Genomic DNA, 13,171 nt, shown 5'->3' on the forward strand with positions numbered 1-13,171 from the left:
CTCCTAGCCCTAATTTGATAAAACATCCTCATAAATCCATAATTCTTGTAGAAACGTTCCATGGAACGTCTCTACAATATTTTTTGTTTAGACACCTTTTTGATGTCTAACTTCAACTACTGTATGCACATTTCCACGGGGGGTAAAATCGGTTTTCACAGTAATTTCTAAAGGATCACAAGCTGCAACTACATCATCTAAAATTTGATTGGCTGTTTCTTCGTGGGATATGTAGCGATCGCGGTAGCTGTTAATATAAAGCTTAAGTGCCTTCAACTCAACCACCCGTTGATCTGGAATGTAACTAATATAAATAGTTGCAAAGTCAGGATAACCGGAAAAAGGGCATTTACAAGTAAATTCCGGTAATGTAATACTAATATCATAGCGTCGCCCAATGCGGGGATTAGGAAAGGTAATTAATTTTCCTTCCGCAATCTCGCGTTCACCATACTTAATTTCTTGACTGGCTGGGGATACAGTTTCCGGTGCAAAGTTACTCATTATGTTAGTAGAAATAAATGCAGAGATTCACAATTATTAACTTAACATTTCTCCCCAGCTTGCTTGATGGATTGCTGAATTAATTCCCTTTTTCCCAATCTGGACAACTTTCATCATCCCAGCCGTGAGGGTGCATACCACAAACTAACAAATTACCGCTATAAACTTGTCCGTGATAGTGACTACAACCAATACAAGCTGCATTTTTTTCGAGTGTAGGTTCTACCGCATAAGGAAAACCAGGATCTACATCTTCTGCGATGTCTTCGAGTTCCCAGTAAATTTCCAAAAGTGGTTCAGCTAAGTCTTGTAAAAACTGTTCGTGTAATGTACTGAAGGCATCAATATCAGCTAGAAATGTGTTTTGTACTTCTTCAGTAATTTCTTCCGTGAACTCAAAAAAAGCATCTACCATATCATTCATTCCCAGGAAGAACTGCTCTACGTCATCAGCCACGGTTTCGATCATGTCTATTAAGTCTTTTTGCCACTGTTCCATAACTTAATGCCCTTACTGGCTAAAAACATGACGCATAACACCATCTGGCTGAAAGTGCTAGAGTACACAATAGGTAAAGCACACAAAACCATATCGGGTATAGCGTCATTTTTCCAGAATTAAATGCTACCGATACCCAAAGTAAAAAATTGCTTTTTACGGTTCGCGTTGCAGACGTTTTAACTCTTCCTGTAGTTCTAGCACTTGATCGCGCAAGTGATCTACATTATCGCCATTTTCTTTTTGCGCCTCTTTTACAGTTGGTTCTTCGTCTACCTCAAGGATTTCGATCCGACGAGGTTCAGAAGGGGCTGTTCTTTCCGATGTTTCTCCAGACGTTGGTTGCTGTTGAGCTTGCTTCATCATATCTTCGACAAAGCGGCGAGCTTCTTCTGTGTTCATCTCGCCTTTGGCTACCATTTCATCTGCTAATTTTTGGACTTGCGATCGCAGTTCGGCTAATTTCCCCCCAGCTTTTTCACCAGCGTAAGAGGCTAACCCAACACCGAGATAAAAAGCTTTTTGTACAATATCTCCAAAACCAGGCATTGCTACTGAAAGCTCCTACAAATAAGGCGACCCGGAGACTACGCCTACCACAAGCATCCCTTATTGCTGCTACCTTCCGGTCCTGACAAGATTTGGGCGTTGAAGTTGCATAGATCCAGGTCTTTTAGAATCATAACACTAAAATTCAGAATTTGTGTGTCATTCGATAACAATTCGCCATTCAAATAGTTGATAGCTGACACAATCGTTCTGTACCAAGGGATCACCAGCTACGATTGCTTGGGCTTCATCCATCGAAGCCGCCTCAAATAACATCATCCCACCACCCTTTTGCGCCCAATAACCCGTTTTAGCCTTGTGTCCTTTAGTAATCAACTCTTGTACATAGGCTCTGTGGGCGGGTACATATTGGTCAAAGGTAGGTTTATCAACCTTACCAGCTTCAATCTTGACAAACCAAGGCATATATTGGATTGGATTTTAGATTAGCAATTTTTCATTTACTAAAACTTATCATGATTTGTGATCATATTTGTATTAATTCATAGATTTGTTTCTATCACACTTCAAGATTAACCGCTACTATAATTAAATTGTCTATCTAATTACACTCTAAAATTTAATGGATCGCTTTTTTATTGCCTTATTACCACCACAACATATTCAAGAATATGCCAATAGCATTAAACAATACTTTGCAGATAAATACGCCAGTCGTAGCGCCCAAAAATCACCACCCCATATTACCTTACAACCACCCTTTGAATGGCCAGATAATGCCGTATCAAGTTTAGAAATGTCTCTCCAAGAATTCGCTAGTCAACAGGAATCAGTCCCAATAACATTTAATGGGTTTGGCGCTTTTCCACCCCGGGTCATATACATAAATGTGGTTAAAAGTCAAGCAATTTTGACTTTACAACTAGATTTAACCACATATCTAGAAAATAACTTAGGAATTATTGACCAAGTTAGTAAAACTAGTCCCTTTGTTCCTCATTTAACAGTAGCATTTCGGGATTTAACAAAGCAGAATTTTCGGACTGCTTGGCCAGAATTTGTACAGCGTCAGTTGCATTTTGAATACACAGCAACTCATTTAACCCTACTGATTCATAATGGGAAATGCTGGAATATCAAATCAAAATTTGCTTTTTGTCCAACACTGTAATTTCTCCTTCTTTTGCAGAAAAATACAAAAACTTTCTTTACAAAAATTCACTTTCATTGAATCATTCAAATATACTAATAATTGTTATAGTATCCTCATCAATAGCCAGCAACTTAGACTCACTTATCAGGGTATCATTATGGTCGGCAAATTAATTCTCAATATCAATGAAATTCTAAAGAAAGGTTCTCAAGGCGCAAAAGTTGAACAATTGCAAAGAATTTTAACAGAACTTAAATTTAATCTTGGGGAAATAGATGGTGATTTTGGTAACAAAACTCTAGCAGCAGTCCAACAATTTCAACAACAACAGGGTTTAACAACAGATGGAATAGTCGGAACAAAAACCCAGGATGCTTTAAATAAATCTCTTGAAAACCTCATATCCACACCAAATAAATCCGCAGAAAAGGCTGTAATGACAGAAAAGAATCTGAATAACAATTTATCTATAAAATCATCTATTTCCGAACTTTCTCTTATTAACGAAACTCTCAAAAAAGGTTCTCAAGGTACAAAAGTTGAACAGTTGCAAAGAATTTTAACAGAACTTAAATTTAATGTTGGAGAAATAGATGGTGATTTTGGTAACAAAACTCTAGCAGCAGTCCAACAATTTCAACAACAACAGGGTTTAACCGCAGATGGAATAGTCGGGAAAAAAACCCAGGATGCTTTAAATAAAGCTCTTGGAAACCCTATAGTCACACCAAACAAACCCCTAGAAAAAGCTGTAGTTCAGGAAAAAAGTCTGAATATTACAGGTCTTTATGGCGGTTCATCTGGAAAAGTACCACTTCCTGGAGTTGCTTTGATTAAAGAATTTGAAGGATTATTTCTCAAAGCTTATCCTGATCCTCTTTCTGGAGGTAAACCTATCACAATTGGTTGGGGAACTACTCGCAAAAAAGATGGTAGTGAATGGAAATTGGGTGAAACAATTACTAAAGCACAAGCCGAAGAAATTTTGATTTTCCAATTAGATAATAGCTATTTACCACCCCTCATCAAAATTCCTGTTTGGAACGAGTTAAATGTTAATCAACAGGGAGCTTTATTGAGTTTTGCTTATAACTTGGGTGCTAATTTTTATGGTAATTCCAACTTCTCCAGCATGACTAGAGTTTTGAGAGACAAGAAATGGGATGAAATTGAAGAAACTTTTCTAAAATATAGGAATCCTGGAACTAATGTGGAAGCAGGATTAAGACGGAGAAGACAGGCAGAAGCTAAACTATTTTTAACTCCGGTTTAGTATTAAATGACTTTAATCCATGTAGAGATAGTCCATAAAGCATCTCTACATGAAAAAAATCCGGCGTTGCTGAATTAGGGTATGAAATTCAAAAATCAATGATTTCAAACTCTTACTCTCTGTGACTCTGCGCCTCTGCGTGAAACAAAATCATACTCTTAATCAGCAACGCCAAAAATCCTAATTATTTCCCATTGGGGCGTTGAATAATTGTTTCCACAACTCGTCTTTTGGCTTTTGTGTCAATCCCCACTAAACGCACATATTCACCGCTATATTCATCTAAACAAGATTCTAAAGCAGAAATAGCATCTGAATGTGCATCAATATTAAGAGTACCGCAACTTTGCCAAGAACCAGTACGGAAACGTCTTTCATCAACGTGTTCAATCCCAATTTGACAACCTTGAGCTAAAATTTGCCGAACCTGTTCTTGAGTTTCTAAACTTAAATGAGTCGGTTGATTAATTACAGGTTTACTAACTGGAACTTCTGCAATAGGAGAAGCTGCTTGATAACCTTTGCCGCGATTTAAGCGGTTATATTCATCAACCAAATGAGAAGTTTCCACCCGTTTTTGTTCACCCACCATAAATTTACCAGACTCAATTAAATGAGATAAAGTAAAATCTGGCTTTTTAAATGCTGGAGGACCTTCTAAACTATTCACAACTCGTAAAGAAACATTTTCAAACCCGACTTGGTGAATGAATTGGCGAATTTGCTCATCATAAATCCGCGATCGCAAAGCACTAAAAAAGTCAATAGATTGCTGAGGAAAAGTATCAACTAATTGTTCAATTTCTCGTGGTGAAAGTCCATCAGGTGCAAAAATTCCGCCGACAATTCCCACCTTATCATCGCGGTTGGGTTCCCAGTAAAATTTATCCATTCTCCCATCACGAATTAATGGTGCATAGAGAGTAGAAAAATCATTTCCTGTCACAATAATCGGGACACGACATAAAGGATTGGAGTCATAACTTCCCGGTAACTGCACATCTGTAGGATTATCAGCAATATTCATCAGTGTGGCATTTACCAACTGGGTATTTACTGTATATTGAGTTCCTTCGTCAAAGCGTCCCGCACCTGCATCTAAATCATTAATCATCAGTACGCACATTTTCCCCCGCACTTTGATTAATTCTGCTGTTTCCCGATAACGTAACCGAATCAACCGCGCAGGATCTCCAGCATCTGGACTTTCTAATTCTCCCCCAGATATTAAAGTTACTTCAATACCCATTTTTTCAAAGACTAACTCACATTGAAAGGATTTTCCCTCTCCTTTGCGGCCATGAATACCTAAAATCAGGGGAACTCGAATACCAGGAATATTTAAAAAGTTTTTGGTAATATGAACTGCAAGTTTATCAAGAAAGCTAGGAGCAATATAGTAACTCATAGAATTATCCCTGGTTATGATTTATTAAAATTATAATAGATTTTTTTGGTAACGATAGTCAATTAAGTGGTAAATTAAATTTGTAAATTCGTACAGATAAGTTTAATAAAAATATAATTCTCACTATGAATAATTCATCAATTACTATTACTAAGTTATTAAATACAGATTTAGAAGAACTGAGAAAAATCAGTCGAGAAATTTGGTATAACCATTACTCTACAATTATCAGCAATGCACAAATAGAGTATATGCTAGATAAAATGTATGGAATAGGCGTAATTGAAAATGAAATTTATGAACAAGGGATATTTTATGATCAGGTCTTACATAATTCTGAATTAGTTGGTTATTTATCTTATAGTTCAGAAATAATGAATAATATGAGTTATTTAAAATTACATAAATGTTATTTATTAACATCATTGCATGGTTTTGGTTATGGACAAATGATGTTATCTCATATATACGAAAAAGCTAAAAATATGAATCTACAACAAATAATTCTCAATGTTAATAAAAGGAATGAAAAAGGAATTAAAGCTTATTCTCGATTTGGTTTTAAAATTATTGATAGTCAGGTAATAGACTTTGGTGGTGGCTTTGTCATGGATGATTATATCATGGGCTATGATATTTAAGAGATAGTAAACTAATTCTTATTAACTTTATTAAGTTAATTCTTCAGGTAATATGAAAGTAAGGAAATCTGTTGCATTTACAATTGCAATACCTTCATAACTAACTAAAGGTGACAAAAAACATTTGTTACCTGTAACAATGTGAGTTGCATTCGCCAAAACTGCACATTCTAAAACCATATTATCATCTGGGTCAGTAGTGAGAAAATTCAAAGTGTTAGTAATTGTTACTAATCTGAGGAAGCTAAGTAAATCAGCTATTGTATCAATTACTTGAGTATCTGAAAATTTTAACTTCTGCTGCAATTTTTTTGTAACTTCCTCAAGTATTTCTGGACATATTACACCTTCTATTATGCCGCTACGTGCCAATTCAAGACAACGGAAAGGTTTGCTTCTCCAGCCAATACCAGAGAGCAAAACATTTGTATCAAATACAACTATTAGGCGCACTGTCTATCCTCATGCACCAAATCATCTATAAATGATTCACGTTCATCTTCTGACATGGTATTCCAATTTAAACCACGTTCAGTACATAAGTTATGTAGTTGAGTTTCAGCATATTCCATGCGAGACTCACGCCCATTTTCGCTTTCCTTAGCTAGTTCTAACAAAACTACCCGTTTACTTTCTGGTGGTAGCTGTTTGACTAATTCAATAATTTGTGATTCACTCAATGTCAATATTGGCATGATCATTACCTCCGACTCTAGTTTACTTTATTAGGGTCTGTTAGCGTTTAGTCTTCACCATAAACGCCTTATCGGATAAGCATCAAAAATTGTATCAGCACTTATTACAGGTATATTTTCCACCATAGCCTGTGCAATCAACATTCTGTCAAAAGGATCACGATGATGTAAAGGCAGTTGAGTAATAGCCGTAATATGACTGATTTTTGTATCTAACACCGTGAAGTCATTAATACTAATCTGCTGCGTTATAAACGTCTCAAATGGAAGATTAAAAGTTAGCTTTCCTAACCCGTGTTTAATTCCCATTTCCCAAACACTAGCTATACTCAAAAAAATCTGATTATTCTCATCGTTAATCAATTCTAAAACTTGATTACTAAGTCGAGAATTATCTGTTACATACCAAATAAATGTATGTGTATCTATTAAAAACATCATCACATATATTCCTGAAAATCTTCTAAAGGTGCATCAAAATCATCAGCCATTGTTACCATTCCTTTCGCACTACCAGGTTGACGATGGTGTTTAACTGGTAATACAGGAATTAATTTCACCACAGGTTGATTATCTTTCATGATGAAAATTTCATCACCATTGAGTGCTGCTTCAATTAAATCAGATAAGTGTTGAGATGCTTCATCAAGAGTAATTTGTTGCATAATTACCACCTTTAGTTGTTTGTGTGTGCGACTCAACCGACAATTCTATTGTCTATCAAAACTAAAAAAAGAGAGATAGAAAACTCTACCCCTCTTTTTAATTTATCAAATAACTATTAGCTAATTAGCTCTTAGTATCTGCTGGGTTTGTGAACAAGGAAGCTCATAACTTGACACTGCTTAATGTTGTCAAAACCAACAACACGGATGTAGCAGTTACCATACTGAGAACGGCAACCTTGAACTTCGCTCAATACTTCTTGAGTAGTTTTAGCGCCGAACAAAGGCAATTTCCACATTGTCCAATAAAGTTCTGTTGGTTCAGAAGTTTCATTGAATTCAATTGCGGGAATGAAACCTTGTGTGATAATGTACTGAACTTGCTTGGCAATTTGCGCGTCAGACAGAGGGGGAAGGTAAGAAAGGGTTTCGTAACGACGCTCTTTAGGTAAAGTTTGCATAGTTTTTGATAAGTGGGGGAGATTTTTTATTACTTGGTTGACTGACTAATTAGATAAATTATCCAAATTAGGATCTGATATTATCTGCTTTTCAGTTTTCGGGCTGGGACTTGATAAATTTAGTTGCGTGATGCGTTCGAGATGCTGGCGACGCTGTTCCATATTGGCTTGCTGAATGCCAGTTAGCACCATTTCTGGTAAGAACTCGATCACTTCTGCCGCTATGTGTTCCCTGACAGTCATAATCCGTAATGCCAAATCTGACTTTTCCAGAAACAGTTCCTCAATATATGCTTCTCCGTCTTGGATTTTCCCAGCGGAAAAGTTTTGCAACCAATGTGCTAAAGGAGGATTTGTTTCGCCTAGCTGTGCTAATACAGTCCTAAGTGCCTGATAAGTCAGGTAGCTTTGGAGAGTTTTGGCTGTTTCTTTCGCAATTTGCTTTAGATCCATGCTTGACCCCAGCCCTATAGATTTTAGATTTTGGATTGTTGATAAATCCAAAATCCCAAATCCTCAATTATCAGACGGTATCCATTGCTTCAAACTCGAACTTAATTTCTTTCCACAGTTCGCAAGCAACAGCCAACTCAGGAGACCACTTAGCAGCTTCGCGGATAATATCATTACCTTCACGAGCCAAGTTACGACCTTCGTTACGAGCTTGAACAACTGCTTCTAGAGCTACGCGGTTAGCTGTAGCACCAGGAGCGTTACCCCAGGGGTGTCCCAAAGTACCACCACCGAATTGTAGTACGGAGTCATCACCAAAGATTTCTACCAACGCGGGCATATGCCATACGTGGATACCACCAGAAGCAACTGCCATTACACCAGGCAGAGAAGCCCAGTCTTGGGTAAAGTAAATACCACGAGACTTGTCTTGCTCAATGTAGTTTTCACGTAATAGGTCAACGAAACCCATTGTGATTCCACGTTCACCTTCTAACTTACCAACTACTGTACCGGTGTGGATGTGATCACCACCAGACAAGCGGAGAGCTTTAGCCAATACACGGAAGTGGATACCGTGGTTTTTCTGACGGTCAATTACAGCGTGCATAGCACGGTGAATATGCAACAGAATACCGTTATTACGACACCAATGAGACAATGTGGTGTTAGCGGTGAAACCTGCGGTCAGGTAATCGTGCATGATGATGGGCATTTTGAGTTCTTTAGCGTACTCAGCCCGTTGGATCATTTGTTCGCAGGTAGGAGCGGTAACGTTCAGGTAGTGACCCTTGATTTCGCCGGTTTCTGCTTGTGCTTTGTTGATAGCTTCAGCTACAAACAAGAAGCGATCGCGCCATCTTTGGAATGGTGCAGAGTTGATGTTTTCGTCGTCTTTGGTGAAGTCCAAACCACCACGTAAACATTCGTAAACAGCACGTCCGTAGTTCTTAGCAGAAAGACCTAATTTGGGCTTAATTGTACAACCCAATAGAGGACGACCGTACTTGTTCAACTTGTCGCGTTCAACTTGAATACCGTGAGGAGGTCCTTGGAAAGTCTTGATGTAAGCTACAGGGAAACGAATGTCTTCCAAACGTAGCGCCCGCAAAGCTTTGAAACCAAATACGTTACCTACGATGGAGGTTAATACGTTGGTTACAGAACCTTCTTCAAACAGGTCCAAGGGATAAGCAACGTAACAGATGTATTGGTTGTCTTCACCAGGAACTGGTTCGATATCGTAACAACGACCTTTGTAGCGATCTAGGTCGGTCAACAAGTCTGTCCACACAGTTGTCCAAGTACCAGTGGAAGACTCGGCAGCTACAGCCGCACCAGCTTCTTCTGGAGGAACGCCGGGTTGGGGAGTCATCCGGAATGCTGCTAAAAGGTCTGTATCTTTAGGTGTGTAATCAGGTGTGTAATAAGTTAGTCTGTAATCTTTAACCCCAGCTTGATACCCAGACTTAGCCTGAGTCTTCGTTTGTGCGTAAGACATATTTTCCTTCCAAGGAGTCACTCTTTTTACTATCAAATCACGTTATGTGCAACTTTTTCTCATTCCTACTCTTTATTCATTCTTAATAAGATTATAAGTTTTGCTTATGATTAGGGGCGATCAGTTTCTATGGTGGCAGGATTGCTGCACAAACCTAGTTGTGGTAGCAATTTACCGCAACAAATTTTTTACCATATTCTTCAGACACACTAGGTGACGCTGTTATTTTTCGTCCCAGGAATACAAAATCTTGTCATCTTGAGTTTGCATACCCTACTAAACCTACTTGATTCAAGATCAACTTCTTGGCTTTACAAGCCGTCTGTGGAGTTTTTGCCGGAAAAATGATGGCATTCCAGTTTTTGAAGCTGGTTTGCAGCAATTCTCTTTTTTTACTCTGATTCCTCTACCTAATGCGGGTAAAGATTGATCATGAGGCAAATTCACTGAAGACAGGTTTAGTCTGGGATGAGCAAGGGAGAAAAAGTTGCACATCAGTGAATTTGTAGCTTACCCCACAATATATCAATAATTCAATAAGTTATTTTTCAACTTTTGTTAACTTAATCTATTTGAATTTCTAATTATATAAAGTTTTAACATTTTGTTAAGATTCATTTACAAATGTGTATATTTTAATTTTAAAAATACGTAAGACCCATATAGGACTAATATTTTATTTTTGTCAGTGCCAGCAAAGCTATCAAGATACTTAGGGTGCATAAATCCCTTGTGTCCATAGCTACGCTTAGAGCGATCGCCTAACGTTGCCTAACGTACCCTAGAAATACTTAAATTTTTTCAAAATTCAAATACTATTAGTATATTAAGTGTAATAATACTTGTAAGCAAAATAGTAAACCTTCAGTAATCATCCATGATAGAATTTGCCGCTATTACTTCGGTGATTAGTAAATATGCTCCTCAAGCTAGTCAACTAATTATTAAACAAGCTCAAAAAAATGAAGCTGTTATCAAAGTTTTACAAGAATTAAAACTCAATCCTACCCAAATTCTTGATGACGTGGATACTGTTTATGGTTACACTTTAGTAAGATATGGTGTATTTAAATCAGAAGCAATTTTAAACCTGTTTAGAGAAAAAGTAATTAAAGGTTATTTTTGGGATGCTTACAGTAATAATGTTCCTTTTGAGTTTGTAGAAAATACCAAAAAATTTCTTAATCAAAACAACGCCTTAAAGACAGAGATCATTAATGCAAAAATTAATTTTTTGGCGGAATTAGAAGAATTTGGTGAAGCTTTTATTGCAGTTGCGAAACAAACGAAATCCTCAAAATATCAACCTTATCCAGATTGGGATTTAGATGTTTATCCGAAAGAATTTAAAGCCTTAATCTTTGAAAAAACTCGGTTATTTTGTGGACGTGATTTTGTATTTAAAGCGATTAATAACTTCTTCACATCTAACCCCAAGGGTTATTTTACAGTGATTGGGGATGCAGGGATGGGAAAAAGTGCCATAGCGTCTAAATACGTTTTAGCTACTAAATTTCCCTGCTATTTTAATGTTTTCGCAGAAGGACGTAACAAACCAGAAAAGTTTTTAGCGGGTATTCGTCAACAATTAATTAAACGTTATTCTCTTCAAAATGTAGATAACGCTGATTTAAGAACCTTACTAGAAAAAACCAGTGAAAAACTCCAAGGACAAAAATTAGTCATTGTTGTAGATGCACTAGATGAAGTAGAACAAGAAGGAAATAGCAATCTTTTAGATTTACCACAAAATGTTCCTAATGGAATTTATTTTTTACTAACAAGAAGACCTTATAATCAAGAAACAAAACGTTTAACTTTGTCTCCAGATACACCTGTAGGTGAATTGGATTTAACCAAGAGTGATTATACAGCTTTGAGTCAGGAAGACGTAAAAGAATATCTGTATTTATTTTTGAATAATGATGCAAAACTCAGAAATTGGATTAATGAACGCAACATTTCTGAAGATAGTTTTGTGGAACAAATAGCGGTTAAGAGTGAGGAGAATTTTATTTATTTACGCTATCTTTTACCGGGAATAGCTGAAGGAAAATATAACGATTTAACTTTAACGGGTTTACCCCAAGGTTTACAAGCCTATTATACAAGTCATTGGACACGCATGGGGATGGATAAAGAAACTAATGAAAAGAAAGTGAAAATACTTTATATCTTAGTAGAAAGAGGAGAACCAATTTCTAGTGGAATGATTGCAGATATTTTGGATGAAGATGAATTTGATGTCAAAGATGTGTTAGATGATTGGATTGAATATGTAACACCGAAAGAAAATAAAGATGAAAAGAAAACCTACTATAGTATTTATCATCGCAGTTTTCTAGAGTTTCTTAAAGGTCAGGATACGTTAGATAAAGATAAACGTAAGAAATTTTTTAAAGAACTTAATAAGAGTATGGCTGATTATATGGAGAACCAGATGAACTTATAATCAAAATCCATGTAGGGTGCGTTAGCGACAGCGTAACGCACCATTATTATTGTCAGAATCAGGATGTCCAGGATTAGAGGATGTACAGGATTAAGACTGGAATTTCATCATCAACTATCAACCTCAAATAGATAACCATAGCTATCCTAAATAAAATGTGTTCGCAAAGCGTACCGTAGGTATCTCATCTCTTATTTCTCTACCTCTGTGTCCTCTGTGTCTCTGCGGTTCGTTTTTTAAAAAAAGTTCATAACTCAAATAGGATGACTATAGCAACTTGAGTTAAATATCTAAAGGAGATAAACAAATCAATGGGAAATATCGCAACTAAATTAGCATCAAAACCAGCAGAATTTAAAAGCTTGTTTTTAGGTCAATTTCCTGAACAACAGTTAAAAGCAGGAAACACAGAAAAATATTATCAAACTGTCATGGATTTTGATTTTATTTATTTAAAAATTAATCATGATAAATTTGGAGTAGAAGCCCTAATTAGGGATTATCTTCTAATTGAAGATATTGAAATATTGGATAATTTAGCAGATGATGAAAAACTAGCAACAGAACAAATCAAAACACTCAAATTAATTCAACAAACCTTAGAATTATCAGCCCATGTAGTGAATCAAGACCGACATCAATTAGTGGGTCAATTATGGGGAAGATTGCAGAGTTTTGAAAATTCAGATATTCAGAAAATATTAGCAGATGCCGCAGCAAGTAAAAGTGAAATTCCCCGATTGCGTCCCCTTACAGCCAGCTTAACCACTCCAGGGGGAAATCTATTGCGTACCCTGACTGGTCATAACGACTCGGTACGAGCAGTAGCAATTACCCCCGATGGCAAAAAAGCCGTTTCTGCTTCAGATGACAACACCCTGAAGGTGTGGGATTTGGACACAGGAAAGGAACTCTCTACCCTGACTGGTCATAACTCCTATGTACAAGCAGTAGCA

At 36.8% G+C, this 13,171-nt stretch carries 16 protein-coding genes, 1 other RNA gene and 1 pseudogene; 5 read left to right on the top strand and 13 right to left on the bottom strand.

Translation table 11 applies throughout. The annotated features are described in order from the left end of the window. Positions 1-87: 87 nt before the first annotated feature. The 5 genes from queF to FJR38_RS03300 form a co-directional block, all read right to left on the bottom strand. Complete coding sequence (gene queF, locus FJR38_RS03280) at positions 88-504, bottom strand: preQ(1) synthase (RefSeq protein WP_168493547.1); 417 nt, start codon at positions 502-504, stop codon at positions 88-90. Between the two features lie 79 nt (positions 505-583). Beyond that, on the bottom strand, positions 584-1,003 hold the full coding sequence (locus FJR38_RS03285; protein ID WP_168535370.1) for a hypothetical protein: 420 nt from the start codon (positions 1,001-1,003) through the stop codon (positions 584-586). Positions 1,004-1,159: 156 nt separating this feature from the next. Further along, entirely contained in the window at positions 1,160-1,552 is a 393-nt protein-coding gene (locus tag FJR38_RS03290; protein ID WP_168493543.1) for a phasin family protein, read from the bottom strand. A gap of 25 nt (positions 1,553-1,577) precedes the next feature. Continuing rightward, an RNA gene (gene ffs / locus FJR38_RS03295) (signal recognition particle sRNA small type) lies at positions 1,578-1,674 on the bottom strand. 37 nt (positions 1,675-1,711) lie between these two features. Next, positions 1,712-1,978, bottom strand: coding sequence for a YciI family protein (locus tag FJR38_RS03300; protein WP_168493541.1), 267 nt, complete (start codon positions 1,976-1,978; stop codon positions 1,712-1,714). Positions 1,979-2,135: 157 nt separating this feature from the next. On the opposite strand from FJR38_RS03300, the gene FJR38_RS03305 reads away from it, so the two are divergent. Both FJR38_RS03305 and FJR38_RS03315 read left to right on the top strand, forming a co-directional pair. Then, positions 2,136-2,684, top strand: coding sequence for a 2'-5' RNA ligase family protein (locus FJR38_RS03305; protein ID WP_168535372.1), 549 nt, complete (start codon positions 2,136-2,138; stop codon positions 2,682-2,684). Positions 2,685-2,823: 139 nt separating this feature from the next. Beyond that, a complete protein-coding gene (locus tag FJR38_RS03315; RefSeq protein ID WP_371418131.1) occupies positions 2,824-3,939 on the top strand; it encodes a peptidoglycan-binding protein in 1,116 nt (371 codons plus the stop codon). Between the two features lie 184 nt (positions 3,940-4,123). Here FJR38_RS03315 and FJR38_RS03320 read toward each other — a convergent pair whose 3' ends face one another. Continuing rightward, positions 4,124-5,347 carry a ribulose bisphosphate carboxylase small subunit gene (locus tag FJR38_RS03320; protein WP_168535374.1) on the bottom strand — a complete coding sequence of 408 codons (1,224 nt, stop codon included), beginning with the start codon at positions 5,345-5,347 and terminating at the stop codon, positions 4,124-4,126. A 125-nt stretch (positions 5,348-5,472) separates the two neighbouring features. On the opposite strand from FJR38_RS03320, the gene FJR38_RS03325 reads away from it, so the two are divergent. Further along, the gene (locus FJR38_RS03325; protein WP_168535376.1) at positions 5,473-5,988 is read left to right on the top strand and encodes a GNAT family N-acetyltransferase; all 516 of its coding nucleotides are present in this window, start codon (positions 5,473-5,475) and stop codon (positions 5,986-5,988) included. A 30-nt stretch (positions 5,989-6,018) separates the two neighbouring features. Here the strand turns inward: FJR38_RS03325 and FJR38_RS03330 are convergent, their stop codons facing one another. From FJR38_RS03330 to FJR38_RS03360, 7 genes are all read right to left on the bottom strand, one after another. Continuing rightward, the gene (locus FJR38_RS03330) at positions 6,019-6,441 is read right to left on the bottom strand and encodes a putative toxin-antitoxin system toxin component, PIN family (RefSeq protein WP_168535378.1); all 423 of its coding nucleotides are present in this window, start codon (positions 6,439-6,441) and stop codon (positions 6,019-6,021) included. Continuing rightward, a complete protein-coding gene (locus FJR38_RS03335; protein ID WP_168493532.1) occupies positions 6,432-6,683 on the bottom strand; it encodes a hypothetical protein in 252 nt (83 codons plus the stop codon). Before FJR38_RS03335 ends, FJR38_RS03330 begins: the two co-directional genes overlap by 10 nt. Before the next feature lie 54 nt (positions 6,684-6,737). Beyond that, complete coding sequence (locus tag FJR38_RS03340; protein ID WP_168535380.1) at positions 6,738-7,124, bottom strand: type II toxin-antitoxin system VapC family toxin; 387 nt, start codon at positions 7,122-7,124, stop codon at positions 6,738-6,740. Beyond that, positions 7,124-7,348 (bottom strand): type II toxin-antitoxin system Phd/YefM family antitoxin, encoded by a 225-nt coding sequence (locus FJR38_RS03345; RefSeq protein ID WP_168535382.1) that lies wholly within the window; start codon positions 7,346-7,348, stop codon positions 7,124-7,126. The genes FJR38_RS03340 and FJR38_RS03345 overlap by 1 nt, the downstream gene beginning before the upstream one ends. A gap of 131 nt (positions 7,349-7,479) precedes the next feature. After that, positions 7,480-7,809, bottom strand: coding sequence for a ribulose bisphosphate carboxylase small subunit (locus FJR38_RS03350; RefSeq protein WP_015079281.1), 330 nt, complete (start codon positions 7,807-7,809; stop codon positions 7,480-7,482). Between the two features lie 45 nt (positions 7,810-7,854). Continuing rightward, the gene (locus FJR38_RS03355) at positions 7,855-8,262 is read right to left on the bottom strand and encodes a chaperonin family protein RbcX (RefSeq protein ID WP_168535384.1); all 408 of its coding nucleotides are present in this window, start codon (positions 8,260-8,262) and stop codon (positions 7,855-7,857) included. Between the two features lie 70 nt (positions 8,263-8,332). After that, positions 8,333-9,763, bottom strand: a complete 1,431-nt coding sequence (locus FJR38_RS03360) for a form I ribulose bisphosphate carboxylase large subunit (RefSeq protein ID WP_168535386.1) — start codon at positions 9,761-9,763, stop codon at positions 8,333-8,335. A gap of 877 nt (positions 9,764-10,640) precedes the next feature. Here FJR38_RS03360 and FJR38_RS03365 point away from each other — a divergent pair. Both FJR38_RS03365 and FJR38_RS03370 read left to right on the top strand, forming a co-directional pair. Then, positions 10,641-12,215, top strand: coding sequence for an NACHT domain protein (locus FJR38_RS03365; RefSeq protein WP_168535388.1), 1,575 nt, complete (start codon positions 10,641-10,643; stop codon positions 12,213-12,215). A gap of 311 nt (positions 12,216-12,526) precedes the next feature. Then, positions 12,527-13,171: pseudogene (locus FJR38_RS03370) on the top strand (WD40 repeat domain-containing protein); the annotation flags it as partial.

The organism is Anabaena sp. UHCC 0253 (assembly GCF_009712085.1).
Classification (GTDB): domain Bacteria; phylum Cyanobacteriota; class Cyanobacteriia; order Cyanobacteriales; family Nostocaceae; genus Dolichospermum.

Excerpts from the sequence above, each read along its gene's own strand:
- queF (WP_168493547.1), bottom strand. The coding sequence starts at position 504 with ATGAGTAACTTTGCACCGGAAACTGTATCCCCAGCCAGTCAAGAAATT.
- FJR38_RS03285 (WP_168535370.1), bottom strand. The coding sequence starts at position 1,003 with ATGGAACAGTGGCAAAAAGACTTAATAGACATGATCGAAACCGTGGCT.
- FJR38_RS03290 (WP_168493543.1), bottom strand. The coding sequence starts at position 1,552 with ATGCCTGGTTTTGGAGATATTGTACAAAAAGCTTTTTATCTCGGTGTT.
- FJR38_RS03300 (WP_168493541.1), bottom strand. The coding sequence starts at position 1,978 with ATGCCTTGGTTTGTCAAGATTGAAGCTGGTAAGGTTGATAAACCTACC.
- FJR38_RS03305 (WP_168535372.1), top strand. The coding sequence starts at position 2,136 with ATGGATCGCTTTTTTATTGCCTTATTACCACCACAACATATTCAAGAA.
- FJR38_RS03315 (WP_371418131.1), top strand. The coding sequence starts at position 2,824 with ATGGTCGGCAAATTAATTCTCAATATCAATGAAATTCTAAAGAAAGGT.
- FJR38_RS03320 (WP_168535374.1), bottom strand. The coding sequence starts at position 5,347 with ATGAGTTACTATATTGCTCCTAGCTTTCTTGATAAACTTGCAGTTCAT.
- FJR38_RS03325 (WP_168535376.1), top strand. The coding sequence starts at position 5,473 with ATGAATAATTCATCAATTACTATTACTAAGTTATTAAATACAGATTTA.
- FJR38_RS03335 (WP_168493532.1), bottom strand. The coding sequence starts at position 6,683 with ATGCCAATATTGACATTGAGTGAATCACAAATTATTGAATTAGTCAAA.
- FJR38_RS03340 (WP_168535380.1), bottom strand. The coding sequence starts at position 7,124 with ATGATGTTTTTAATAGATACACATACATTTATTTGGTATGTAACAGAT.
- FJR38_RS03345 (WP_168535382.1), bottom strand. The coding sequence starts at position 7,348 with ATGCAACAAATTACTCTTGATGAAGCATCTCAACACTTATCTGATTTA.
- FJR38_RS03350 (WP_015079281.1), bottom strand. The coding sequence starts at position 7,809 with ATGCAAACTTTACCTAAAGAGCGTCGTTACGAAACCCTTTCTTACCTT.
- FJR38_RS03355 (WP_168535384.1), bottom strand. The coding sequence starts at position 8,262 with ATGGATCTAAAGCAAATTGCGAAAGAAACAGCCAAAACTCTCCAAAGC.
- FJR38_RS03360 (WP_168535386.1), bottom strand. The coding sequence starts at position 9,763 with ATGTCTTACGCACAAACGAAGACTCAGGCTAAGTCTGGGTATCAAGCT.
- FJR38_RS03365 (WP_168535388.1), top strand. The coding sequence starts at position 10,641 with ATGATAGAATTTGCCGCTATTACTTCGGTGATTAGTAAATATGCTCCT.